Genomic DNA, 24,592 nt, shown 5'->3' with positions numbered 1-24,592 from the left:
TCAGCGAGAAGGCGGTACCGGAACGTGGCAGCTTTGAAGACGTCCACCCCAGCATCCATCGAAGGCAGGATCGCCGAGGAGCTCGGCGTACGGGAGCGGCAGGTGAAGGCCGCCGTCGACCTGCTCGACGGCGGCTCCACGGTGCCCTTCATCGCGCGCTACCGCAAGGAAGCGACCGAGATGCTCGACGACGCGCAGCTGCGCACGCTGGAAGAGCGCCTGCGCTACCTGCGCGAGCTGGAGGACCGGCGCGCCGCGATCCTCGACTCGGTCCGTGAGCAGGGCAAGCTCACCGAGGAGCTGGAAGCGCGGATCCGCGAGGCGGACACGAAGGCCCGCCTGGAGGACATCTACCTGCCCTTCAAGCCGAAGCGGCGCACCAAGGCGCAGATCGCGCGCGAGGCCGGGCTCGAACCCCTCGCGGACGGGCTGCTCGCCGATCCGGGCGTCGAACCGCAGGCCGCGGCCGCCGCGTTCGTGGACGCCGACAAGGGCGTCGCGGACCCGCAGGCCGCCCTGGACGGCGCGCGGGCGATCCTCGCCGAGCGGTTCTCCGAGGACGCCGACCTGATCGGCGAGCTGCGCGAGCGCATGTGGGTGCGCGGCAGGCTCGCCGCGAAGGTCCGGGAGGGCAAGGAGGAGGCGGGCGCCAAGTTCGCCGACTACTTCGACTTCGCCGAGCCCTTCACCGACCTGCCCTCGCACCGCATCCTGGCGATGCTGCGCGGCGAGAAGGAGGAGGTCCTCGACCTCGTCCTCGAACCCGAGGAGCCCGCCGGGACGCCGGGCACCCCGTCCTCGTACGAGGGCATCGTCGCCCAGCGCTTCGGCGTCGCCGACCGCGGCAGGCCCGGCGACAAGTGGCTGCAGGACACGGTCCGCTGGTCCTGGCGGACGCGGATCCTCGTGCATCTCGGCATCGACCTGCGGCTGCGGCTTCGGACCGCCGCCGAGGACGAGGCGGTGCGGGTCTTCGCGTCGAACCTGCGCGACCTGCTGCTGGCGGCGCCCGCGGGCACGCGCGCGACGCTCGGCCTGGACCCCGGGTTCCGTACGGGCGTGAAGGTCGCCGTCGTCGACGCGACCGGCAAGGTCGTCGCGACCGACACGATCCACCCCCATGTCCCGGCCAACAAGTGGGACCAGTCCCTGGCGACGCTGGCGCGGCTCGCGAAGGAGCACGACGTCGACCTGATCGCCATCGGGAACGGCACGGCGTCGCGCGAGACCGACAAGCTCGCCGGTGAACTCATCACCAAGCACCCCGAGTTGAACCTGACGAAGGTGATGGTCTCCGAGGCGGGCGCCTCGGTGTACTCGGCGTCGGCGTTCGCCTCGCAGGAGCTGCCCGACCTCGACGTCTCGATCCGCGGCGCGGTGTCCATCGCCCGCCGCCTCCAGGACCCGCTCGCCGAGCTCGTGAAGATCGACCCCAAGTCGATCGGTGTCGGCCAGTACCAGCACGACCTGTCCGAGGTGAAGCTGTCGCGCTCCCTCGACGCGGTCGTCGAGGACTGTGTGAACGGCGTCGGCGTGGACGTCAACACGGCCTCCGCCCCGCTCCTCGCCCGGGTCTCCGGCATCGGCGCGGGCCTCGCGGAGAACATCGTGGCGCACCGCGACGCGAACGGCCCGTTCAAGAGCCGCAAGGGCCTCAAGGACGTCGCTCGCCTCGGCCCGAAGGCGTACGAGCAGTGCGCGGGCTTCCTCCGCATCCGCGGCGGCGACGACCCGCTGGACGCCTCCAGCGTGCACCCGGAGGCGTACCCCGTGGTGCGCAAGATGGTGAAGTCGACGGGCGGCGAGGTCGGTTCGCTGATCGGCAACACGGCGGCGCTGCGCTCGCTGAAGCCGGACGCGTTCGTGGACGACGTCTTCGGCCTGCCCACGGTCACGGACATCCTGAAGGAGCTGGAGAAGCCCGGGCGCGACCCGCGGCCCGCCTTCAAGACGGCGACCTTCAAGGACGGCGTCGAGAAGATCTCCGACCTCGCCGCCGGGATGGTCCTCGAAGGTGTCGTGACGAACGTGGCCGCGTTCGGCGCGTTCGTGGACGTGGGCGTCCACCAGGACGGCCTGGTGCACGTGTCCGCCATGTCCAAGACGTTCGTCAAGGACCCGCGGGACGTCGTGAAGCCCGGCGACATCGTCAAGGTGAAGGTCATGGACGTCGACATCCCGCGCAAGCGGATCTCGCTGACGCTGCGTCTCGACGACGAGGCGAATGCCTCCGGCGGGGACGGGGAGCAGCCGAGGCGGGGCGGGGGCCGACCGCCTCAGCAGCGGCAGCGCGGCCAGGGCGGCAGCGGTCAGGGCCGACGCCAGCAGGGTCAGGGTCAGGGCCAGCGGGACGGTGGCCGCGGGCAGAAGTCGCAGCGGCAGGGCCCGCCGCCCGCCAACGACGCGATGGCCGAGGCGCTGCGGCGGGCCGGTCTCGTCGACCCGAAGCGGCGCTGACGGGTCGTAGGCCCGACTGAGGGGGTGGAGGTCAGAGTGGCAGTTCCGTCACTTTGCCCTCCGCCACCTCCAGGCGACGCGTCACGTGGACCGCGTCCAGCATTCTGCGGTCGTGCGTGACGAGCAGCAAAGTGCCCTTGTAGGCGTCCAGGGCCGTCTCCAGCTGCTCGATCGCGGGCAGGTCCAGGTGGTTCGTCGGCTCGTCGAGGACGAGCAGGTTGACGCCCCTGCCCTGGAGCAGCGCGAGGCCCGCGCGGGTCCGCTCGCCGGGCGACAGCGTCGCCGCCGAGCGCAGGACGTGGTCCGCCTTCAGGCCGAACTTGGCGAGCAGCGTGCGGACTTCGGCGGGTTCGGTGTCGGGCACCGCCGCGCAGAACGCGTCGAGCAGGGACTCCTCGCCGTGGAACAGGGCGCGTGCCTGGTCGACCTCGCCGACCAGGACACCCGAGCCGAGCGCGGCGTGGCCCTCGTCCAGGGGGACGCGGCCGAGGAGCGCCCCCAGCAGCGTCGACTTGCCCGAGCCGTTCGCGCCGGTGATCGCCACCCGGTCCGCCCAGTCGATCTGCAGGGTGACCGGGCCGAGCGTGAACGCGCCCCGGTGGACCTCCGCGTCGCGCAGGCTCGCGACGACCGCGCCCGAGCGGGGTGCGGCGGCGATCTCCATCCGCAGCTCCCACTCCTTGCGGGGCTCATCGACGACGTCCAGGCGCTCGATCATGCGCTGCGTCTGGCGGGCCTTCGCCGCCTGCTTCTCGCTGGCGTCGGCGCGGAAGTTCCGGCCGATCTTGTCGTTGTCGCCGCCGCCCGACTTGGCCTTGCGGCGGGCGTTCTTGACGCCCTTGTCGGCCCAGGAACGCTGCATCAGGGCGCGGCTCTGGAGCGCGGCCTTCTTGTCGGCGTACTCCTCGTACTCCTCGCGGGCGTGCCGCCGGGAGGTGTCGCGCTCCTCCAGGTACGCGTCGTAGCCGCCGCCGTAGAGGTTGATCTGCTGCTGGGCCAGGTCGAGTTCCAGGACCTTGGTGACGGTGCGGGTGAGGAACTCGCGGTCGTGGCTGACGACGACCGTTCCGGCGCGCAGGCCGCGCACGAAGCTTTCGAGCCGCTCCAGACCCGCGAGGTCGAGGTCGTTGGTCGGCTCGTCCAGGAGGAACACGTCGTAGCGGGAGAGGAGCAGGGAGGCGAGTCCGGCGCGGGCCGCCTGGCCTCCCGAGAGGGAGGTCATCGGCTGGTCCAGGCTCACGGCGAGCCCGAGCGAGTCGGCGATTTCCTCCGCGCGCTCGTCGAGGTCCGCGCCGCCGAGCGCCAGCCAGCGTTCCAGGCTGGCCGCGTACGCGTCGTCCGCGCCCGGGGCGCCGTCCACGAGTGCCTGGGTGTCCCGGTCCATGGTCCGCTGCGCCTCGGCCACGCCGGTGCGGCGGGCCAGGAACGCGCGGATGGTCTCGCCCGGGCGGCGGTCCGGCTCCTGCGGGAGGTGTCCCACGGAGGCGGTGGCCGGCGAGAGCCTCAGCTCACCGCCTTCGGGGACGTCGAGCCCCGCGAGCAGCCGCAGCAGGGTGGACTTCCCCGCTCCGTTGGCCCCAACGAGCCCGATGACGTCCCCGGGGGCGACGACGAGGTCGAGCCCGGCGAACAGGGTGCGGTCGCCGTGGCCGGCGGCGAGATCTTTGGCGACGAGGGTTGCGGTCATCAGGGGGCAATTGTAGGGGTGACCAGGACGTGTGTTGAGGTTCGGGCCACCACGTACGACGTGCCCTTGGTCGTTCTGGACGCCAGGGGAACCCTGTGGTGCCCCGGCTCCAGGACCTCGTCGAAGACTTCGTGGACGTGGGTGCGGGAGAGCCGGTCCATCCGGTACGCCGTGAGCTGGACCCGGCACGTCGAGGTGACTTCGAGCTCGGCCGCGCGGGGCCCAGCGGCGAGGTGGGTCAGGCGGCGCTGTTCCTGGGGACTGCGGTCCAGCGCGTCCTCGATCTGCGCGACCAGGAGCGGGACGATCGGGGCGAGGCCGTCCACGTAGGCGACCGGGACGTCCGCCGCGTCGAAGGCGGCGCGCACGGACTGCCGGGTGGCGTCGGGCACCGTGGGCCCGAAGGCGACGGCACCGTACGTGCGGAGTTCGTCGGCCGGCACGCCCGTCGCGTCCGCCGCGATCTCCGCGCCGACGCCGATCGTCCGCAGCGCGGCGGCGAGCTTCGCGAGGGTCGCCACGCGCGCGCCGATGAGGAGGACCCGGCGGCGGTTCCCCGCGTCGCCCTCGGCGAGCAACTGCCCGAGTGCCGCGCGGTATTCGTCGCCGCGGAAGCGGAACGGTCCTATGCCGTGGTATCCGTTGAGCTCCAGGTCGGCCCGTTCCGTCGTCTGCCAGGCGAAGTCGCGCCAGACGAAGTCGTCGCTGTCGTCACCCGCCTTTTCGATCACCGCGGTGACGGCTCCGCACTCCAGGCCTTCACACTCGGGGCAGCCGTAGATGACGTAACGCCCCTCCTCCAGCGGCGCCTGCGCCTCCAGGAGCAGTCGGCGTACGTGTGTGGTGAAGATGGCCGGCGGAATGTCGGAGGCCAGCGGCGACACCGCGTCGAGGTCGCAGAGCTGGAAGAGGAGGGGGCGGCCGTCGACGATGAAGTCGACGAAGTCGCGGTGCACTTGGTAGTCACCGTTGGCGAGAACCCCACCGGCGCGGATGGCCGGTGCCAGACCGAAGGTCGCGTACTCGGCAGACATGCCGTAAGTATTCCCACCTGAGGTGGGATGTGAGCACGGCATTGCACATTCCGATACGCAGGTGCACCGTGTGGTCGTCGTCCCGGGGGGCGGCACGCATGGTGGGCGCCGCCCCCGGGGCCGCCGGTCAGCGGGGAGCTACCGGGTCGTTGTCCCGTTCCGGGCCGTCGCCGTTGTCGTCGGTCGCGGGGCCGATCCGGAGCTCGAAGTCACCGTCGTGGTGCTCGTGGCCGGCGATGACGGCCTTCTCCAGGACCTCCGTGCCGTGCTCGCCGCGCACGATGAGCGGGTCGTGGCGCAGGTCCCGCATGAGGGACACGCACATGCCGATCATCACGAGGGTGAAGGGCGCTGCGACCAGGATCGTGAGGTTGCGCAGACCGGTGAGCGCGTCGTCGTTGCCGTCACCGATGAGCAGCATGACCGCGCCGACGGCGCCGGTCACGATGCCCCAGAAGATCACGACGAACCGGCCGGGTTCGAGGGCGCCCTTCTGGGAGAGCGTGCCCATGACGATGGACGCGGCGTCGGCTCCCGAGACGAAGAAGATGCCGACGAGGATCATGACGAGCAGGCTGGTCACGGTCGCGATCGGGTACTCGTTCAGGAGGCCGAAGAGCTGGGCCTCCTGGGTCGTGTCGCCCTTGAGCCCGCCGCGGTCGGCGACCGTCATGGCGCTGCCGCCGAAGACCGCGAACCAGATGAGGCTGACGGTGCTCGGCACCAGGATGACGCCGCCGACGAACTGTCGGATCGTACGGCCGCGGCTGATGCGCGCGATGAACATGCCGACGAAGGGCGTCCAGGAGATCCACCAGGCCCAGTAGAAGACCGTCCAGCTGCTCAGCCACTCGGCGACGCCTTCACCGCTGGACGCCTCGGTGCGGCCGATGAGCTGCGGCAGGTCGTTCAGGTAGGCGCCGATGGAGGTGGGCACCATGTCGAGGATGATGACGGTCGGGCCCGCGATGAAGACGAAGACGACCAGGAGCCCGGCGAGCACCATGTTGATGTTGGAGAGCCACTGCACGCCCTTCTCCACACCGGAGATGGCGGACGCCACGAAGGCCAGGGTCAGCACGGCGATGATCACGACGAGCAGGCCGGTGCCCGCCTTGTCCATCCAGTCGACCTCTTCCATGCCGCTGCCGATCTGCAGGGCGCCGAGGCCCAGCGAGGCGGCCGAGCCGAAGAGGGTGGCGAAGATGGCGAGGATGTCGATGACGCGGCCCCATGCGCCGCGGGCGTGCTTCTCGCCGATGAGCGGCTCGAAGACGGCGCTGATGGTCTGCCGGCGGTTGCGGCGGAAGGTGCTGTACGCGATGGCGAGGCCCACGACCGCGTAGATCGCCCACGGGTGGAGCGTCCAGTGGAAGAGGGTGGTGGCCATCGCGGTCTCCATGGCCGCGGGCGCGTCCGCCGGGTCGGTTCCCGGCGGATGGTCCTTGAAGTGCGCGAGGGGCTCGCTCACTCCGTAGAACATGAGGCCGATGCCCATGCCGGCGCTGAACATCATGGCGACCCAGGAGACGGTGCGGAACTCCGGGTCCTCGCCCTCCTTGCCGAGGGTGATCTTTCCGTACCGGCTGACGGCCAGCCACAGCGCGAAGACGACGAACCCCGTGGCGGTCAGCATGAAGAACCAACCGCCGTTGTGCATCAGACCGTTGAGCATGTCCGTGGAGACATTCTCAAGCGAGTCCGTCGACACCGCGCCCCAGACCACGAACGCGAGGGTGAGCACGGCGGTGACGCCGAACACCACCCGGTCCGTCTGCGGGGATCGGCCGCCGGGGGCGGGCGTCATGATCTCTGACGTCCCTCCCCCGTCGTCCGCTTTATGCTGATCCTGCGTCACAAGTGACACCTTTCAGGGGGTCGGTATTGAGTCGAGAGTTTGTTCTTCGTTACCCCCTACCACATGTGACGTACCTCTCACCTTCTCAACAGGCCATGTCGGGCCGACCTGTGACCATGTGATACGGCGCGCGCTCGTCGAGCAGCAGGGGCACGAGCGCCCGGGCCGACTGTCGCAGGGGAACATATGCGCCAGTTTTCGTGCGCTTCACGGTGACGCCGTGCAGGGCCAGTTCGTCCTTGATGTCGCCGTACTGCGCGGCGTCCAGGCGGTATCCGCAGGGCGGGTCCTGGATGATCTCGGACGGCTCGGCGGGGTCGTTGTCGGCGCCTCCGAGGTAGACAGGACCGCGGTCGAGGAAGCCCGCCACCCGGGCCGCGCCGGTGGCGGCCTCCAGCTTTCCGCGGCGTTCGTCGGTGTAGTCGAACAGGCCGCCGAGCGCGGAGCGCTGGGAGGCGACGCGGCGCCGGTTGTTGAGCGCCTCATCCTTCTTCTCGGCGTCGGTGAGGGGGTCGACGCGGCTCTCGATCAGCAGCCCCGCCGCGTGCTTGATGCCGGACATGTTGCGCAGGATGCGCTCCTGTCCGTCGCCCGCGGTCTGTTTGATGGGGTCGCCGGTGACCGGGTCGGTCCAGATGCCGTACGTGCCCGTCGTGTACCCGTCGTGCCCGGCGGCCGGCCGCACGTACGCCTTGGACAGCGTCTGTGCCTCCGCGTGCACGGCGTCGTCGGTGTTGAGGTTGCGCGGCCAGAGGTCGAACAGGTCCTTGTCGTAGTACTTGGGCGTGGCGCCGTACTCGTGCAGGTCGTAGATGACGTCAGGTTTGCGGTCCCGGATCACGGCGGCCATCGCACGCGCCTCGGCGGTCTTGAGGGAGAGGTGGTCGCGGTTGATGTCGACGCCGTCGGAGTTGCCTCGGGTGTCGGCGGCGCGCCCGTCGGGGTTGGCGGTCGGCACGACGAGGAGCGTGGTGCGGCGCAAGAAGCGCTCGGTCTTCTTGTCCTTCGCGTACGCCAGGTCGCGGATCGTGGACAGACAGGCCTCGCGGCCCGAGGGTTCGTCGCCGTGCTGGCTGCAGATCAGCAGCACGGTGTTCCTCGCCGGGCGTTCGCCGATGCGGACCAGCTGGACGGGCCGGTCCTTCTTGGTGGTGCCGATGCGGTCGACCGCGACCCTGTTGGTGGCCCGGTCCACGGTGGCGAGGAGATCCTGTTCCTCGGGCTGAGTGGTCCAGCGCGCTCCGTTCGTCTCCTCGAATCCGGTACGGGGCGGGGTCGGCGTCGCCTGCGCGGGCGCCGTCAGGAGCGGCGCGGCGAGCGCGGCGGTGGCGCAGACGAGCGCGAGGGAGCGGATGCGCGGTGTCATGAAGTGCTGCCTCCCGGGACGGGGTTGATGCGGCGCGGCGGGGCCACGCCGTCGAGACGGGCTTCGCGGGGAGTGACGGGCGCGGTGGTGGTGAACGCGTCGGCCCCGCCCACCAGCGGCAGTTTCGCCGAGGTGCGGGCCAGGTCGAGGGTGAGCGTCGGGGTGTCGGCGGGAGGCTCGATCAGATTGCGGTCGGTGCCCGCGACGATCAGGGCGAGCCGGTGGCCCTTGGGCACGACGTGGTCGGTGGCGGCGAGGTCGAGGGTGATGGTGTGCGGCTCGCCCGGGGTGAGGGGGCGGCCGTGGCCGGCGTCGGCCCAGTTGCCGAGGTCGGCCCAGCCCCGGCTGAAGATCGTGTAGTCGACGTCGGCGGTGTTCGCGCGCGTCTCCTTGAAGCAGGAGCTGTCGCCCGTGGTGCTCGCTCCCCAGCACGTGCGTTCGGGGAGCGTGGTGATGCCCTCGCCCGCCGCCGCGTAGTCGCGGATCGTGTCGGGGCCGAGGTCGACGAGGACGGCGGAGAGGTGGGCGGTGCGGGTCGTCGGGGTCGCGGTGACGGTGACCTTGGAGGAGCCGGAGAGCCGCAGGTCACGGGCGAGCGGCTTGCTGGTGAAGCCCGCCTTGGCCGGTGTCGACATGTCGATGTTCTCGGCCCATGCCTTCTCGCTCAGGCGCGGGTCGTCCGTGAACGTCTCGGTGCCCTTGCCACGCCGGGTGCCGAGGGTGCCGACGCCGGGCTCCGTGCCCTTGGCGGGGCGGAGTTCGACGGCGCGGGTGCCGCGCGGGGGCCAGACGCGGTCGGTGCTCCAGCGGTCCGGTGCGCGTTCGATGTCGGCCATCGGCTCGCGGTCGACTCCGTTGTCGTAGCCGAGGAGTTCGTGGTCGAACCAGCGGTGCAGGGTGCGGACCCAGTCGGCGCGGCGGAGGTCGAACGGGTCGACGTGGCCTGCCTGGCTGAGCCAGATCTTGCGCTCGACCCCGTTCTCGGCGAGCGCGTCCCACCACTGGCCGAAGTGCTTGGTGCGGACGTTGAGGTCCTGCATGCCGTGGACGACGAAGACGCTGGCGCGCACCCGGTCGGCGTCCGGGACGTGGTCGCGCTCGCTCCACAGCGGGGTCCAGTCGCCGGTGCGGGGCGCCCCCTCGATGAGGCGCTGCTTCACCGCGCCGCAGCGGGCGCGGGCCTCGGCGCTCTCGATGCCGCTCGCGAGGCGGTCTGGGCCGCTGCCGTAGAGCGGGGCGCCCTTGGCGAAGTAGTAGTCGTACCAGGAGGAGATCGCGCCGATCGGCACGATGGTCTTCAGGCCCGGGACTCCGGTCGCGGCGACGCCTTGCGCCACGGTCCCGTCGTAGCTCTTGCCGATCATTCCGGTGGCGCCGTTGCTCCAGGTCGCCCGCGTCCGCTCGGTGCCGGTGCGGCTGGTGTAGCCGCGGGCGCGGCCGTTCAGCCAGTCGACGACGGCCCTCGCGGACTGGACGTCGGAGCGGCCGCCGACGTCGACGCAGCCGTCGGAGCGGTTGGCGCCGGCGAGGTCCACGGCGACATAGCCGTAGCCGCGGGGCACGAAGTAGTTGTCGTAGTACAGCGGGAGCTGGACGGGGTTGCCGTTCGCGTCGTACGTCTTCTTCTGGCTCTCGTTGCCGCGTCCGCAGCACGAGTAGTACGGGCTCGCGTCCATGATCACGGGTATCCGGCGGCCCCGGCGGTCGAGTTCACGGGGCCGGACGATGTCGACGGCGACGCGGTCGGTCCTCCCGTCCGCGTCGCCGTCGATCCTGGTGTCGACCCATACGGATTCGCGTATCGCGTCCTCGTACGAGTACACGGGTCTGCTCTCGCGCGGCGTGCGCGAGGACTCGGCGGCGCCCTGCGCCGCGCCCGGGGACATGAGGCCGGCGATCAGGGCGGCAAGGGCCGCCGTCAGGAGCGTTCTCCACAGGATGCGGGTGCGTCGCGCACGTATCGGCATGGCGCGGAAGGTACACCGGTGAACTCGCGTGCGACAGAGGGCCGCACGCAGCGGCGACAGGTGCGTGGGACATTGAGGCACATGTCGGCCGAATGGCAATCATGTGACGGGTGGGGCCATGGACATGACGTGTGCGGAAGGGGCTGAATAGGCTCGACGACCAAGACGAACACTTGTTGTGAACCTACGACTTGGAGCTCTTGTGCACCGCAGACTCATCGCCCCGGGCGCTCTGGCGGCCTCTCTCCTGCTGGCGATCCCGGCATCGGCCGCCGACTTCTCCCCCGGGGCCCCGGGCATCGGCGACCCCTATTACCCGGCGAGCGGCAACGGCGGATACGACGTCTCGCACTACGACCTGCGACTGAAGTACCAGCCCAAGACCGACCTGCTCGAGGGCACGGCGACGCTCAACGCCCGCACCACGCAGGACCTCTCGCGCTTCAACCTCGACTTCGGTCTGCAGGTCTCCGAGGTGCGGGTCAACGGCAAGAAGGCGAAGTTCAAGAAGACCGGCGACCAGGAGCTGGAGATCACGCCGTCGGCCGGGCTGCCCAAGGGCACGGCGGTCACGGTCGTCGTGCGGTACGCGGGCAAGCCGTCCGAGCTGAAGATCAACGGGTACACGGCGTGGCACCGGACGCCGGACGGCGGTGTCGCGGCGCAGGAGCCGGAGGCCGCCGTGTGGTGGTTCCCCTCCAACGACCACCCGCTCGACAAGGCGACCTACGACGTGTCCGTGTCGGTGCCCGACGGCACCCAGGCGATCTCCAACGGCGTCCTGCAGGCGCAGAGTTCCAAGCTCGGCTGGACCCGCTACAGCTGGCGGTCGAACAAGCCGCAGGCCAGCTACCTCGCGACGCTCGCGGTCGGCAAGTTCGACATCACGACCGACAAGACGGAGGGCGGTCTGCCCGTCCTCAACGCGTACAGCAAGGACCTGGGCGACAACGCGGGCGCGGCGCGGGCCAGCATCGAGCGGACCACCGAGGTCGCCGAGTGGCTGGAGACGCTCTACGGCAAGTACCCGTTCAACGCGCTCGGCGGCTACGTCCCGAACGTGAAGAGCAGCTACGCCCTGGAGACCCAGACGCGGCCCTTCTACAGCCCCGCCGCGTTCGCGAACGGCTCCAACGCCTCGATCGTCGTCCACGAGCTGGCCCACCAGTGGTACGGCGACAGCGTCTCCGTGGACGGCTGGAAGGACATCTGGGTCAACGAGGGCTTCGCGCGCTACAGCCAGTGGCTGTGGTCGGAGAAGGAGGGCGAGGGCACGGCGCAGGAGCTCGCCGACTACGTGTACGCCCAGCACCCCGCCGACGACCCGTTCTGGAAGGTCAAGCCCGGCGACCCGGGCCCGGACAACCAGTTCCACGGCGCGGTCTACGACCGGGGCGCGGTCGCCCTGCAGGCCCTGCGCAACGAGGTCGGCGACGACACGTTCTTCGAGATCCTGAAGGGCTGGCCGCAGAAGCACGCGTACGGCAACGCCAAGGTGAACGACTTCGTGAAGTACGCGGAGAAGGTCTCGGGCAAGCCGCTCGCGGAGCTGTTCGACACGTGGCTGTACCAGCCGTCGCGGCCCGAGGCGCCCGCGGTGCGCGAGGCCGGCATCGCCCGCTCGGCGGCCGCCCCGGCCAAGCCGAAGTCATGGAAGCAGATCGCGGCGACGAACGGCGTGCACGACCACGGGCACGACCACGATCACGTTCGCTGAGCATCCGGTGCGCGACGCGCCGTCGGGACCCGGTTCCCGGCGGCGCGGTGGCGTGCGCGGGCCTTGCGGGCCGCCGGGAGGTAGCGCAGGCGCTCGGGCAGCAGCGGTACGACCGTGCGGACGACGCGGCTGAGGCGGCGCAGGCCGCGCTCCTGTGCGTCGGTCCAGGGGAGGCCGATGGCCTCGCGGGCGTCCGGGGGCATCAGGCCGATCGTGACGAAGCGGCGGAAGCGGGCCAGCGGAGGCAGGAGCACGGGCCACAGGACGCGCAGCAGCAGCCGTAGGGGAGCCGGGCCGCGGTCCGGCGGCGGGACGGTCTTGTCGACGGCGGTCAGCTCGGCGGCGACGGCGGTGAGTTCGATCTCCTCGGCGAGGATCTTGCGGTAGTGCGGCCAGAACTCCTCCGGGGTCTGCGGCATGTCCCGGTCGTGGATGCCGAGGATCCGGCCGACCTGGAGCCACTCGGCGTACAGCTGCCGCTCCTGCGCCTCGGTGAAGGGGCGGCCCAGGTACTGCTGCGCGTGCCGGTAGACGGGGAAGCCGGTGGCGTGCACCCAGGCGTAGTTCGCGGGCGTCAGCGCGTGGTAGCGGCGGCCTCGGGTGTCCGTGCCCTGGATGGTGCGGTGCAGCACGCGCAGCCTGCGGCCCTCGGCGGCCGCCTCTTCCCCGCCGTACACCCACAGCAGGACCGAGCGGATCGAGCGCTCGCCCCTCCCCCACGGGTCGGTGCGGAACACGGAGTGCTCGTCGACGCCCGCGCCGACCGCCGGGTGCGCCACCTGCATGGTGAGCGCGGGCGGCAGCATCAGGAGCATGCGGATGTCACCGGCGATGTTCCAGAGGATGCCGCCGGGCGGGGGCGGGGACGTGTCGGCGGATTCGTTCGTGTCGCGGGCCGCGCGCTTCTCGCGTGCGTCGGCCGGGTGGTTCATGCGCCGTGCTCCTCGGACGTGCCCGGTTGGTGCACGTCCAAGTATGCGACCGGATCAGGACCGCCTTTCAGCGGGCCTCGGCGTACGCCTCCAGGATGACGTCGAGGACCGCGTCCGGTTCCCGCAGGGTCGGGAAGTGGTCGCTGTGCGCGAGCCGCACCACGCGGCAGCCCGGAATGCGCTGCGCCATGGTCTCGTTCAGCTGGACCACCTCGGGCTGGTCGCGCTCGCCGATGACCAGGGTGCAGGGGACGTCGAGCTCGCCGAGCCGGTCGATGGCGGGCGGGTCCGGCACGTGGTACGGATGCACGGCGAACCAGGCCGGGACGACGGCCTTGAGCAGCGCCGTCACTTCTGGGTCGGCGCCGGTGCCCGCCGCGCCGGAGACGCGCCGCATCATCGTCACGATGCCGTCGATGTCGCCCGCCTGGGCGCGCCGGCCGACCTCGGCCATGAACTCGGGCGGCAGGATGTCGTCGGCGCCGGTGATGCCGGGGACGATCAGGGCGAGGCTCGCCACCCGCGCGGGGTCGCGGAGCGCGAGGCTGATCGCTGTCGCGCCGCCCATGCTGGATGCCGCCAGGACGGCCCGGCCCACGCCGTAGTGGTCCAGGACCGCGATCAGGTCCTCGACCAGCGAGAACGGGGCGGTCGGCGCGGGCGACCTGCCGTACCCGCGCGCGTCGTAGCGGATCACCCGGTGCCGCTCCGTGAGGCGCGGCAGGATGCCGTCCCAGACGCGGGAGTCGCCCACGCCGGGGTGCAGGAGGACCAGGGGGAGGCTTCCGCCGCCCGTGCCGCTCGGTTCACCCGAGTCGTGCGACCACAGTTCGCCGTCCTTGACCGAGACCATGACGTCCATGCCTGCGAGTCTCGGGGCGCGACGGCGGGGCCGCCAGTGGTGGCGGGGGACGAGGGCGTGAATGCGTACGCCTAGCGGCCAAAACCCGATGGATCGGTGCCGGGGTCGGCGGACGAGTCGGTTCCGGGGGGCGCGCCCGGTCCCGCCACGGGTCCGGCGAGCGGGTCGGCCGCGGCGCGGCCCGCCACCTCGGAGGCCCACTCGGAGATCTGGCGGCGCAGCTCGGCCTCGGCCTCGGCGCGCTCCGCCTCTCCCCTGGCCTGCCCGGTGGCCGGCGCTCCCTCGGCCTCCCACGGCCCGTCCGTGTGCGCCTCGGCGAACAGCGTCGACGCCGTTCGCCGCCGGCCGCCGGGCGGGGCCGGTTCCGCGAAGCCGGGGACGGCGACGGGCACGAAGGCGGGGACGGGCATGAGGGCGCGCTCCATACGGAGCAGGAGGCGTGCGGCGAGGACACGGATGGACTGCATGACGGGGCTCTACCCGCTCATCCGTGCACAACAACGCACACATGCAGGGCAGTTAAGGCAGTTGTCGGCATGTGCGCCGTCCCGCGCATCCGGGGAAACGACCTGGGGCCCCTGCCGAACGGCGCGGTGGCGTCACCTCGGACATACGTGATCTCCGACATGACGCCACCGTGCGGGCTGCCACTGACAGTGGCGGACGGGCTACTGGTCCTGCGGCCCGGTGACGCCCTCCGGCTGACGGCCCACCCGGCGCCTGACGCCGAACCAGCCCGCGACGAGGGCGAGGCCCACGACCGGGATGAGGAAGAGCGTCTTGCGGCCGACCTCCGCGTCCTTCCACATCAGGCAGAGGACGGCGAGCAGGAACGCGATGGTGACGTACTCGGTGACACCGCTGAACGGGAGCTGGAACTTCGGCCGGGTGATCTCGCCGCGCTTCGCGCTGCGCACGAAGGCCAGGTGGCAGACCATGATCGTGATCCAGGTGCCGATGATGCCGAGCGAGGCCACGTTCAGGACGATCTCGAAGGCCTTGCCCGGGACCACCTTGTTGAGGCCGACGCCGACGACGCCCAGGGACGCGGTCAGCAGGATGCCGCCGTAGGGGACCTGGTTGCGGTTCATCTTGGCGGTGAACTTCGGGGCGGAGCCCGACATCGCCATGGAGCGCAGGATGCGGCCGGTGGAGTACAGGCCGGAGTTGAGCGAGGACATGGCCGCGGTGAGGACCACGAAGTTCATGACGTCGCCCGCGGCCGGCACGCCGATCTTGGAGAGGACCGTCACGAACGGGCTCTGGTCGGCCGAGTACGCGACACCGGGAAGCAGCAGCGCGAGCAGCACCACGGAGCCGACGTAGAAGAGGCCGACGCGCCACATGATCGAGTTCACCGCGCGCGGGACGATCTTGTGCGGGTCCTTGGTCTCGCCCGCCGCGACGCCGACCAGCTCCAGCGAGGCGTACGCGAAGACGACGCCCTGCATGACGATCACGACCGGCATCAGACCGTTCGGCATGAGACCGCCGTGGTCGGTGATCATGTTGAGGCCCGGCTTCTCGCCGTTCAGCTTGTGCTGGCTGGCGAGCAGCCAGATACCGATGATCATGAAGGCGCTCAGCGCGGCCACCTTGATGATCGAGAACCAGAACTCCATCTCGCCGAAGTACTTCACCGAGACGAGGTTCACCGAGAGCACGACCGCGAGGGCGATCAGCGCGAGCACCCACTGGGGTATGTCGGTGAAGAAGCTCCAGTAGTGCGTGTAGAGCGCGATCGCCGTGATGTCGGCGATACAGGTGGTCGACCAGTTGAGGAAGTACATCCAACCGGCGAAGAACGCGCCCTTCTCGCCGAGGAACTCACGCGCGTACGAGACGAACGAACCCGACGACGGCCGGTAGAGGACCATCTCGCCGAGCGCCCTGACGACGAAGAACGCGAAGACGCCGCACACGAGGTAGGCAAGGGCGAGCGCGGGGCCCGCCGAGTGGAGACGGCCGCCCGCCCCCAGGAAGAGGCCGGTGCCGATCGCGCCACCGATCGCGATCATGTTGACGTGACGGGCCTTGAGGTCCTTGCTGTATCCGGCGTCGCCCGCGTCCGCGGGGGCCTGGGTCGCATCCGTGCGGGGTGCGTCCAGGATGGCCGAATCTACGGCTTCCTTGCTCACGTGGTGGATCTACTCTCTGGTGCCCGGAAGAACTCCCGGGGTCCGGATGTGCCCCGGTCCGCGCACCCCTGACGCGCGCGAACCGACGGGACACCTTCCCCCAGAGATCGCCCCCCACGCGGTGGCGCACGTCACATAGCGGGACTTCTCACATGCTGGTCAGGGGGTGTACATACCGTCGATGACCTGCATGTACTTGTCACGGATCACCCGTCGGCGCAGCTTGAGGGAGGGTGTCAGCTCGCCCGTCTCGGGTCCCCATTCCTCGGTGAGGAGCCGGTAGCGCTTGATCTGCTCGGTGCGGTTCAGGCGCGCGTTGGCGGCCTCGACCGCGCGCGCCACCTCCGCCCGCACGGCTTCGTTCGTGGCCGGATCGCCCGTTACATCGATCCCGCGCGCGGCGGCCCAGGCGGGCGTCATCTCGCGGTCAAGGACGAGCAGCGCCACGAGATACGAGCGGCCGTCCCCGTGGACGAGGGCCTGCCCTATAAGAGGGTGCTCTTTGAGCGTGTTCTCGACGAGGGCGGGCGAGACGTTCTTGCCCGTCGACGTCACGATCATTTCCTTCTTGCGGTCGGTGAGCCAGAGATAGCCGTCCTCGTCGAGGCGGCCGATGTCACCGGTGGCGAACCAGCCGTCCGCGTCACGGGCGTCGTCGAGGCCCCCGTCGGGCCGCAGATACCCGTCGAAGACGGTGGCGCCGCGCACGAGGATCTCGCCGTCCTCCGCGATGCGTATGTCGAGCCCCTCCAGGGGACGGCCCACCGAGCCGAGCCGGAACCCGTCGGGACTGTTCGTGGTGACCACGCCGGAGGTCTCGGTGAGCCCCCACGCGTCCATGATCACGAGACCGAACCCGGCCCAGAAGCGGGAGACGTCCAGCGGCATCGGCGCCGAGGCGCTCGCCGTCCATACGAGCCGGTCGAACCCGGCCAGCGCGAGGAGCGGGTCGAGGACGTCCCGCCTGGCCTGCTCGTACGCGGACCGCAGCGCGGCGGAGGGCTCCTCGCCCCGCTCCCGGCAGGCCACGTGCGCGCGTGCCGTCTCGTTGGCTGCCTCGATGGCGCGGCGCTGCTCCTCGGGCAGCCCGGCGAGCGCCGCCCGTACGGAGGCGGCGAGCTTCTCCCACACGCGCGGGACGCCGAAGAACTGGAGGGGGTGCAGTTCGCGCGCGGTGGCCGCTACGTGGGCGGGGTCGGCGCACAGGTAGACGTGGGCCGCGCGCAGCACCGGCAGGTAGATGCCGAGCAGGCGCTCCGCGATGTGCGCGAACGGCAGGTAGCAGATGTGGCCCACGTGGTCGGGGAACTCGACGACGCCGTCCAGGGCGATGCCGCCCACGAGGACGTTGCGGTGGGTGAGACGAACGCCCTTGGGGTCGCCGGTGGTGCCGGAGGTGTAGACAACGGTGAGGGCGTCGGTGGGGCGGTTCTCGCGCCACCCCTTCTCGAAGGCGTCGGGGTTGAACAGACGGCTGCCGGTGGCGTGCAGGGAGCCGTACGTGCGGTGCTCGCCCGCCTCGGCGGCCTCCACGACGACGAGGCGCTCCAGTGGTGCGGTGTCGTCCGCCAGGAGCGGCTCCCAGCGCGGCAGTTCGCGGGCGCCCTCGACGATCGCGAAGCGGGCCCGGCTGTGCCGGACGATGTGGGCGACCTGTTCGGGGGCCGAGGTGCCGTACACGGTGACGGGGACGGCACCGAGGTGCACCAGGGCGAGGTCGGTCAGCCAGTGCTCGGGACGGTTGCCCATCATCATCAGGACGTGTTCGCCGCGCTCGACGCCGAGTGCGGCGTAACCGGCGGCCAGGACGGCGACCTTGCGCCGCGCCTCGCGCCAGGTGAGCGTCGACCACGCCTCCCCCGCGCGCCAGGAGAGCGCGGGAAGATCTCCGTGGTCCTCGGCATTGCGGAGCAGCAGGGCGGGGAGCGTGATGTCGGCAGGATCTCCGGGGAGTCGCAGGATCGTGGTCATGACCGCCTCCTGGTGCCATCGAATTGGCCCGTCGATGTAGCCCATCGATGGGGCCGGAGGGTTTCACAACACTGGTGTGCCAGCAATACTGTTGCACCATGACGACCGATACCGAGGGCGTGGCGACCGAGACCGGCGGGCCGTCGCTCACGGTCGACGAACTCGCCGCGCGCGCGGGGGTCACGGTCCGCACGATCCGCTTCTACGGCACCAAGGGCCTGCTGCCGCCGCCGGTGATCGGCCCGCGCCGCGTCGGTCACTACGGCCAGGAGCACCTGTCGCGGCTCGCGCTCATCGAGGAGCTGCAGCACCAGGGCATGACGCTCGCCGCGATCGAGCGGTATCTGGAGCAGCTGCCCGCCGACCTGAGCGCGCACGACCTGGCCATCCACCGCGCCCTGGTGGCCTCTTGGGCACCCGACTCGGCGGAGGACGTCCCGCGCGCCGAGCTGGAGCGCAGGGCGGGCCGCACGCTCGACGACGAGGACCTGGAGCGGCTCGCGGCGATGGGCGTAATCTCCGGGACCCGGGCCCCGGGGACGTACCGCGTGGACCTGGGCCTGCTGCGCCTGGGCGTGCAGCTCCTGGACGTGCCCATCGCGCACGAGACGATCCTCGCGGCGCGCACGGTCCTCCTCGAACACACGCGCTCGGCGGCCGGCGAGCTGTCCCGGCTCTTCCGCGACGAGGTCTGGGGCCCCTACCGCGAGCGGGAACCGGGCGCCGAGGACGCCGAGCAGGTGGCCGCGGTGCGGTCGCTGTCGGCGCACATGCAGCCGATGGTGGTGCAGGCGCTGGTGACGGCGTTCCAGCGCTCGCTCAAGGAGGAGCTGAGGGAGTGGCTCAAGGAGAGCTGAGCCAGTCCTCGCCGCTGGTCGTCAGACCTTGACGTGGGCCGCCGTCGCGCTCGGCGTCTCGTTCCGTGTGGCCTGCGCGAGGCGCTCGGCGTAGACCTCGGACAGGGCCGCCAGATCCTTCCGTCCGGCCGCGCGGCCGGAGGTGTCCCGCAGGTCGAGCGTGCCGATGTACTCGTCCTGGCGGATCACCATCGTCACGGTGTTCTTCTTCGCCGGCGTCTTGTACGCGTAGATGGTGCTCTCGCTGCCCTGCGGGGCGCCGTCGAGGACCGTGATCTCGCGCTTGGCGTTGTGCGCGTAGCTCTCCCAGGCGGCGAAGGCGCGCTCGGCGGCACGCGTGTTCTTGTACGCGATCAGCTCGTAGCTCGCGCCCTCGGTCTTGTCGCCGGTGAGGTACCCCACCCGCCCGTTGGCGACGGCTCCCTTGCACTTGCCGCCCGGGTCCTCGCACACGGAGGGGGCCTTCGCGCGGCTGTGCAGTTCCGTGCCGACGTGGCGCAGGGCGGTGGGCATCGTGTCGAGGGGCGGCAGGATCGCCTGGGCCCGGCGCGCGGCGCTCAGCGATCCGGTGCCCGCGCTGCCGCCGGTGCCCTTGCCGCCCGTGTGACCGCCCACCGTGCGGCCGTGCGAGGTCGAGGAGCCCCGCTTGTGCTTCTTCTTGTCCTTCTTGCCTCCGCAGCCGGTCAGGGCCAGCGAGAGGACCAGCACTCCGACGCCGACCGCTCGCGTCGTTCCCCCGGTCGTGAACCGCACAGCGGTCACCCTTCAGTTGTCGTGATCATGCTCTTCGGCAGGATACGACGCGGGGGCGACGGCTCCGGTTCCCGCCCCTGGCCAGGCGGAACCGGAGCCTCCGAAGGGACCCTCAGCTGTCGCTGAACTTCCCGCCGCTCTCCGCCTTCTCGACGAGCAGCGCGGGCGGCGCGAACCGCTCCCCGTAGGTCTCGGCGAGTTCACGCGCGCGTGCCACGAAGCCGGGCAGGCCGCCTTCGTAGCCGTTGATGTACTGCAGGACGCCGCCCGTCCAGCCCGGGAAGCCGATCCCGAGGATGGAGCCGATGTTGGCGTCGGCGACGGAGGTCAGGACGCCCTCCTCCAGCAGGCGTACGGTGTCGAGCGCTTCGGAGAAGAGCATCCGCTCCTGCATGTCCTTGAACGGGATCTCGTGCCCCGGCTTGGTGAAGTGCTCGCGCAGGCCCGGCCAGAGCCGGTCCCGCTTGCCGTCCACGTATTCGTAGAAGCCCGCTCCCCCGCTCCTGCCGGGGCGCCCGAACTCGTCCACCATGCGGTCGATGACACTGTCGGAGGGATGGCCCGCCCAGGTGCCGCCGGCCTCCTCGACGGCCCGCTTCGTCTCGTTGCGGATCTTGCGGGGCAGCGTGAGGGTCAGCTCGTCCATGAGGGAGAGGACCTTCGCCGGATAGCCCGCCTGGGCCGCGGCCTGCTCGACGGACGCGGGCTCGATGCCCTCGCCGACCATCGCGACGCCCTCGTTGATGAAGTGCCCGATGACGCGCGAGGTGAAGAACCCGCGCGAGTCGTTCACGACGATCGGCGTCTTGTTGATCTGGCGCACCAGGTCGAAGGCACGGGCCAGCGCCTCGTCACCGGTCCGCTCGCCCTTGATGATCTCGACGAGCGGCATCTTGTCGACCGGTGAGAAGAAGTGCAGACCGATGAAGTCGACGGGACGCGAGACGCCCTCGGCGAGCGTGGTGATCGGCAGGGTGGAGGTGTTGGAGCAGAGCAGCGCGTCCGGCTCGACGACGTCCTGGATCTCCTGGAACACCTTGTGCTTGAGCGAGGTGTCCTCGAAGACCGCCTCGATCACGGCGTCGCAGCCCGCGAGGGCCTGCGGGTCCGCGGTCGGCGTGATGCGGGCGAGCAGCGCGTCCGCCTTGTCCTGGCTCGTACGTCCCTTGGCCACGGCCTTGGCGCAGAGCTTCTCGGAGTACGCCTTGCCCTTCTGCGCCGCCTCCGCGGAGACGTCCTTGAGGACGACCTCGATGCCCGCGCGGGCGCACGAGTACGCGATGCCGGCGCCCATCATGCCCGCGCCGAGCACGGCGACCTTGCGGACCTGGCGGGGCTCGATGCCCTTGGGGCGGTTGGCGCCGGAGTTGACGGCCTGGAGGTCGAAGAAGAACGCCTGGATCATGTTCTTCGCGACCTGGCCGGTGACCAGCTCGGTGAAGTACCGGGCCTCGATGGTCAGCGCGGTCTCGAAGTCGACCTGCGAGCCCTCGACGGCCGCGGCGAGGATGTTGCGCGGCGCCGGGTAGTTGGCGCCTGCCGTCTGCTTCTTCAGGGTGGCGGGGAAGGCGGGCAGGTTCGCGGCGAACTTCGGGTTGGCCGGGGTGCCGCCGGGGATGCGGTAGCCGGGCTTGTCCCAGGGCTGCTGCGACTCGGGGTTGGCGTCGATGAAAGCGCGCGCCTTCTCCAGCATCTCCTCGCGCGTGGCCGCCACTTCGTGGACGAGGCCGTTCTCCAGGGCGCGCTTCGGGTTGTACTGGGTGCCCTGGAGCAGCACCTTCAGGAGGGCGTCGGCGATGCCCATGAGGCGCACGGTACGCGTGACGCCGCCGCCCGCGGGGAGCAGGCCGAGGGTGACCTCGGGCAGGCCGATCTTCGAGCCGGGTGCGTCGAGGGCGATGCGGTGGTGCGAGGCGAGGGCGATCTCGTAACCGCCGCCGAGGGCGGCGCCGTTGATCGCGGCGACGACGGGCTTGCCGAGGGTCTCGATGCGGCGCAGCGAGCGCTTGATGGCGGTGCCGGCGTCGAACGCCTCCTGGGCGTTCTCCGGGCCGACCTTGATCATGTCCTTGAGGTCGCCGCCCGCGAAGAAGGTCTTCTTGGCGGAGGTGTAGATGAACCCGCGGATGGCGTCCTTGTCGGCCTGGACGGCGGCCTCCGCGCGGTCGGCGATCGCCGCGATGGACTCCTTGAACGCCTGGTTCATGGTGTTCGCGGACTGGTTGGGGTCGTCGAGGACGAGGGTGACGACACCGGTGTCGTCCTGTTCCCAGCGGATGGTGGTACTTGCGGTCATGTTCTTCTCTCCGTGAAGTCTGGGGGGGGCGGGGCCCGGGGTGGGTGGTTGCGGTGTCATGGCCGACTGGCCGTCGGTGGGGGCTTGTCGCGCAGTTCCCCGCGCCCCTGAGAGGCGCACTCCGTGCGCCGTCTCAGCGGCCGTCGGGGAAAGGCGCGGCGGAGCCGCTGGCCTGTAGGGGCGCGGGGAACTGCGCGAGGACGGACCACCGGCCCGCAGTCGGCAGCGCACCCCCGCCCCGTACGGCGCGACCCCTACAGCCGTTCCACAATCGTCGCGATGCCCATGCCCCCGCCCACGCACAACGTGGCCAGCCCATACCGGAGGTCCCTCCGCTCCAGCTCGTCCACGAGCGTCCCGAGGATCATCGCGCCGGTCGCCCCGAGCGGGTGACCGAGGGCGATCGCGCCGCCGTTGACGTTCACCTTGTCCAGGGACAGCCCCATGTCCTTGACGAAGCGCAGCACGACCGCCGCGAACGCCTCGTTGATCTCGACGAGGTCGATGTCGTCGATCGTGAGCCCCGCCTTGGCGAGCGCCTTCCGCGTCGCGGGCGCGGGCCCGGTGAGCATGATCAGCGGGTCGGAGCCGGAGACCGCCGCGGAGACGATCCGCGCGCGCGGGGTGAGGCCATAGCGTTCGCCGACCTCCTTCGTGCCGACGGCCACCAGCGACGCCCCGTCGACGATGCCGGAGGAGTTGCCCGCGTGGTGGACGTGGTCGATCTGCTCGATCCAGTGGTACTTCTGCAGCGCGACCGCGTCGAATCCGCCGAGGTCGCCGATGTCCTTGAAGGACGGCTTCAGCTTGCCGAGGGAGTCGGCGGTGGTACCGGGACGCATGTGCTCGTCGTGGTCGAGGACGACGAGGCCGTTGCGGTCCTTGACGGGCACGACGGACCGGGCGAAGCGGCCTTCCTTCCAGGCCGCGGCGGCCCGCTCCTGGGAGAGCGCCGCGTACTCGTCGACGTCGCGCCGCGTGAATCCCTCGACCGTGGCGATGAGGTCCGCGCCGATGCCCTGCGGCGCGAAGTCGGTCTCGAAGTTGGTCATCGGGTCGGCGAACCAGGCGCCGCCGTCCGAGGCCATCGGCACGCGCGACATGGACTCGACGCCGCCCGCGAGGACCAGGTCCTCCCAGCCGGAGCGGACCTTCATCGCGGCGAGGTTGACCGCTTCCAGACCGGAGGCACAGAAGCGGTTCTCCTGGACGCCCGCGACCGTGTCGGGCAGCCCCGCGGCGATGGCCGCGATGCGCGCGATGTCGGAGCCCTGGTCGCCGACGGGGCCGACCACGCCGAGGACGATGTCGTCGATGGCGGCCGGGTCCAGGTCGGGGAAGCGCGCCTGGATCTCGTGGATCAGGCCGACGACGAGGTCGATGGGCTTGGTCCCGTGCAGGGCGCCGTTGGCCTTGCCGCGTCCGCGCGGGGTGCGGATCGCGTCGTATACGTACGCTTCGGTGGTCACGCGTGTGCCTTTCGAGGGTTCGTCAGGATGAGGGGTCGGCCGCTGCGGGTCAGCCGAGGAGGGAACGGCCGATGATCTCCTTCATGATCTCGGTCGTGCCGCCGTAGATGGTCTGGATGCGTCCGTCGGTGAAGGCCTTGGCGACGCGGTACTCCGTCATGTAGCCGTATCCGCCGTGCAGTTGCAGGCAGCGGTCGGCGACGCGCTTCTGGAGTTCGGTGGCCCACCACTTCGCCATCGACGCGTGCACGGCGTCGAGTTCCCCGTTCGAGTGATCGACGATGCACCGGTCGAGGAACGTGCGGGTGACGGCGCACTCCGTGGCCATCTCCGCGATCTCGAAGCGAATGTGCTGCAGTTTGGCGAGCGGACGCCCGAAGGCCTCCCGCTCCTTCACGTACGTCGTGGTGATGTCCAGGAGGTGCTCGGCGGCGGCGATCCCGGCGACGGCGATGCCCATGCGCTCCTGCGCGAGGTTCGTCATCAGGTGGATGAAGGCGCCGTTCAGCTCGCCGAGCAGGTTCTCCTTGGGGACGCGTACGTCGTTGAAGAACAGCTCGGCGGTGTCCTGGGACTTCTGGCCGATCTTGTCGAGGTTGCGGCCCCGCTCGAAGCCTTCCATGCCGCGCTCGACGACGAGCAGGGACAGGCCGTGGGCGCCCCCTTCGGGGGACGTCTTGGCGACGACGATGACGAGGTCGGCGAGGATGCCGTTCGAGATGAACGTCTTGGAGCCGTTGAGCACCCAGTGGTCGCCGCGGTCCTCGGCACTCGTACGGATGCCCTGGAGGTCGGAGCCCGCGCCGGGCTCGGTCATCGCGATGGCCGTGATGGTCTCGCCGCTGCAGAAGCCGGGCAGCCAGCGCCGCTTCTGGTCGTCGGTGGCGAGGGAGGTCAGGTAGGGGCCGATGATGTCGTTGTGCAGGCCGATGGCGAGCCCCGCGGCGCCCGCGCGGGTGAACTCCTCGGCGAGGACCGCGGAGTAGCGGAAGTCGGCGTTGCCGCCGCCTCCGTACTCCTCGGGGACGGCGAGGCCGAGCAGCCCCTGCTTGCCGGCGGCGAGCCAGGCCTCGCGGGAGACGATGCCGTCCTTCTCCCACTGTTCGTAGTGGGGCAGCACCTCCTTGGCGAGGAAGGTACGGACGGTCTCGCGGAACGCGTCGTGCTCGGCGGAGAAGATCTGCCGCTTCATCTGTACGTGGCCTCCTGGAGCCCTGGGTGAGCCGGC

At 70.7% G+C, this 24,592-nt stretch carries 17 protein-coding genes; 3 read left to right on the top strand and 14 right to left on the bottom strand.

Annotation, left to right across the window (positions count from 1 at the left end; all coding sequences use genetic code 11):
- The first annotated feature begins 24 nt into the window (after nt 1-24).
- Nucleotides 25-2,457, top strand: coding sequence for a Tex family protein (locus DEJ49_RS31745; RefSeq protein WP_150187296.1), 2,433 nt, complete (start codon nt 25-27; stop codon nt 2,455-2,457).
- Between the two features lie 31 nt (nt 2,458-2,488).
- Here the strand turns inward: DEJ49_RS31745 and DEJ49_RS31740 are convergent, their stop codons facing one another.
- The 5 genes from DEJ49_RS31740 to DEJ49_RS31720 form a co-directional block, all read right to left on the bottom strand.
- Nucleotides 2,489-4,144, bottom strand: a complete 1,656-nt coding sequence (locus tag DEJ49_RS31740; protein WP_150187295.1) for an ABC-F family ATP-binding cassette domain-containing protein — start codon at nt 4,142-4,144, stop codon at nt 2,489-2,491.
- Entirely contained in the window at nt 4,144-5,178 is a 1,035-nt protein-coding gene (locus DEJ49_RS31735; RefSeq protein WP_150187294.1) for an oxidoreductase, read from the bottom strand. Before DEJ49_RS31735 ends, DEJ49_RS31740 begins: the two co-directional genes overlap by 1 nt.
- A gap of 127 nt (nt 5,179-5,305) precedes the next feature.
- Complete coding sequence (locus DEJ49_RS31730; protein ID WP_150187293.1) at nt 5,306-6,985, bottom strand: BCCT family transporter; 1,680 nt, start codon at nt 6,983-6,985, stop codon at nt 5,306-5,308.
- A gap of 136 nt (nt 6,986-7,121) precedes the next feature.
- Nucleotides 7,122-8,402, bottom strand: coding sequence for a M14 family metallocarboxypeptidase (locus DEJ49_RS31725; RefSeq protein ID WP_150187292.1), 1,281 nt, complete (start codon nt 8,400-8,402; stop codon nt 7,122-7,124).
- The gene (locus DEJ49_RS31720; RefSeq protein WP_150187291.1) at nt 8,399-10,369 is read right to left on the bottom strand and encodes a Xaa-Pro dipeptidyl-peptidase; all 1,971 of its coding nucleotides are present in this window, start codon (nt 10,367-10,369) and stop codon (nt 8,399-8,401) included. Before DEJ49_RS31720 ends, DEJ49_RS31725 begins: the two co-directional genes overlap by 4 nt.
- 202 nt (nt 10,370-10,571) lie before the next feature.
- Here DEJ49_RS31720 and DEJ49_RS31715 point away from each other — a divergent pair, with 202 nt between their 5' ends.
- Complete coding sequence (locus DEJ49_RS31715; protein ID WP_150187290.1) at nt 10,572-12,086, top strand: M1 family metallopeptidase; 1,515 nt, start codon at nt 10,572-10,574, stop codon at nt 12,084-12,086.
- On the opposite strand, the gene DEJ49_RS31710 is transcribed toward DEJ49_RS31715, so the two are convergent.
- The 5 genes from DEJ49_RS31710 to DEJ49_RS31690 all read right to left on the bottom strand — a co-directional run bounded on the left by DEJ49_RS31710 (nt 12,074) and on the right by DEJ49_RS31690 (nt 17,989).
- Nucleotides 12,074-13,018: an oxygenase MpaB family protein gene (locus DEJ49_RS31710; RefSeq protein ID WP_150187289.1), complete on the bottom strand. Its 945-nt coding sequence runs from the start codon at nt 13,016-13,018 to the stop codon at nt 12,074-12,076. The two genes, DEJ49_RS31715 and DEJ49_RS31710, sit on opposite strands and share 13 nt — an antisense overlap.
- Before the next feature lie 67 nt (nt 13,019-13,085).
- On the bottom strand, nt 13,086-13,880 hold the full coding sequence (locus DEJ49_RS31705; protein ID WP_150187288.1) for an alpha/beta fold hydrolase: 795 nt from the start codon (nt 13,878-13,880) through the stop codon (nt 13,086-13,088).
- A 71-nt stretch (nt 13,881-13,951) separates the two neighbouring features.
- Nucleotides 13,952-14,347 carry a hypothetical protein gene (locus tag DEJ49_RS31700; protein ID WP_150187287.1) on the bottom strand — a complete coding sequence of 132 codons (396 nt, stop codon included), beginning with the start codon at nt 14,345-14,347 and terminating at the stop codon, nt 13,952-13,954.
- A gap of 201 nt (nt 14,348-14,548) precedes the next feature.
- Nucleotides 14,549-16,018 (bottom strand): amino acid permease, encoded by a 1,470-nt coding sequence (locus DEJ49_RS31695; RefSeq protein WP_150187286.1) that lies wholly within the window; start codon nt 16,016-16,018, stop codon nt 14,549-14,551.
- Between the two features lie 159 nt (nt 16,019-16,177).
- Nucleotides 16,178-17,989: an AMP-dependent synthetase/ligase gene (locus DEJ49_RS31690; protein WP_150187285.1), complete on the bottom strand. Its 1,812-nt coding sequence runs from the start codon at nt 17,987-17,989 to the stop codon at nt 16,178-16,180.
- Between the two features lie 119 nt (nt 17,990-18,108).
- Here DEJ49_RS31690 and DEJ49_RS31685 point away from each other — a divergent pair, with 119 nt between their 5' ends.
- Nucleotides 18,109-18,846, top strand: coding sequence for a MerR family transcriptional regulator (locus DEJ49_RS31685; protein ID WP_150188606.1), 738 nt, complete (start codon nt 18,109-18,111; stop codon nt 18,844-18,846).
- 21 nt (nt 18,847-18,867) lie between these two features.
- Here the strand turns inward: DEJ49_RS31685 and DEJ49_RS31680 are convergent, their stop codons facing one another.
- From DEJ49_RS31680 to DEJ49_RS31665, 4 genes are all read right to left on the bottom strand, one after another.
- On the bottom strand, nt 18,868-19,599 hold the full coding sequence (locus tag DEJ49_RS31680) for a hypothetical protein (protein WP_150187284.1): 732 nt from the start codon (nt 19,597-19,599) through the stop codon (nt 18,868-18,870).
- A gap of 112 nt (nt 19,600-19,711) precedes the next feature.
- Nucleotides 19,712-21,895 (bottom strand): 3-hydroxyacyl-CoA dehydrogenase NAD-binding domain-containing protein, encoded by a 2,184-nt coding sequence (locus tag DEJ49_RS31675; protein WP_150187283.1) that lies wholly within the window; start codon nt 21,893-21,895, stop codon nt 19,712-19,714.
- A gap of 254 nt (nt 21,896-22,149) precedes the next feature.
- Nucleotides 22,150-23,364 (bottom strand): acetyl-CoA C-acetyltransferase, encoded by a 1,215-nt coding sequence (locus tag DEJ49_RS31670; protein WP_150187282.1) that lies wholly within the window; start codon nt 23,362-23,364, stop codon nt 22,150-22,152.
- A 49-nt stretch (nt 23,365-23,413) separates the two neighbouring features.
- Nucleotides 23,414-24,556, bottom strand: a complete 1,143-nt coding sequence (locus DEJ49_RS31665; RefSeq protein WP_150187281.1) for an acyl-CoA dehydrogenase family protein — start codon at nt 24,554-24,556, stop codon at nt 23,414-23,416.
- Between the last annotated feature and the right edge of the window lie 36 nt (nt 24,557-24,592).

It is taken from the genome of Streptomyces venezuelae (assembly GCF_008642335.1).
GTDB classification, from domain to species: Bacteria; Actinomycetota; Actinomycetes; order Streptomycetales; family Streptomycetaceae; genus Streptomyces; species Streptomyces venezuelae_F.
The sequence above is the reverse complement of the archived record's forward strand: the minus strand, read 5'-3'. Positions and strand labels throughout refer to the sequence as shown.

Excerpts from the sequence above, each read along its gene's own strand:
- DEJ49_RS31740 (WP_150187295.1), bottom strand. The coding sequence starts at position 4,144 with ATGACCGCAACCCTCGTCGCCAAAGATCTCGCCGCCGGCCACGGCGAC.
- DEJ49_RS31735 (WP_150187294.1), bottom strand. The coding sequence starts at position 5,178 with ATGTCTGCCGAGTACGCGACCTTCGGTCTGGCACCGGCCATCCGCGCC.
- DEJ49_RS31730 (WP_150187293.1), bottom strand. The coding sequence starts at position 6,985 with ATGACGCCCGCCCCCGGCGGCCGATCCCCGCAGACGGACCGGGTGGTG.
- DEJ49_RS31725 (WP_150187292.1), bottom strand. The coding sequence starts at position 8,402 with ATGACACCGCGCATCCGCTCCCTCGCGCTCGTCTGCGCCACCGCCGCG.
- DEJ49_RS31720 (WP_150187291.1), bottom strand. The coding sequence starts at position 10,369 with ATGCCGATACGTGCGCGACGCACCCGCATCCTGTGGAGAACGCTCCTG.
- DEJ49_RS31710 (WP_150187289.1), bottom strand. The coding sequence starts at position 13,018 with ATGAACCACCCGGCCGACGCACGCGAGAAGCGCGCGGCCCGCGACACG.
- DEJ49_RS31705 (WP_150187288.1), bottom strand. The coding sequence starts at position 13,880 with ATGGACGTCATGGTCTCGGTCAAGGACGGCGAACTGTGGTCGCACGAC.
- DEJ49_RS31700 (WP_150187287.1), bottom strand. The coding sequence starts at position 14,347 with ATGCAGTCCATCCGTGTCCTCGCCGCACGCCTCCTGCTCCGTATGGAG.
- DEJ49_RS31690 (WP_150187285.1), bottom strand. The coding sequence starts at position 17,989 with ATGACCACGATCCTGCGACTCCCCGGAGATCCTGCCGACATCACGCTC.
- DEJ49_RS31675 (WP_150187283.1), bottom strand. The coding sequence starts at position 21,895 with ATGACCGCAAGTACCACCATCCGCTGGGAACAGGACGACACCGGTGTC.
- DEJ49_RS31665 (WP_150187281.1), bottom strand. The coding sequence starts at position 24,556 with ATGAAGCGGCAGATCTTCTCCGCCGAGCACGACGCGTTCCGCGAGACC.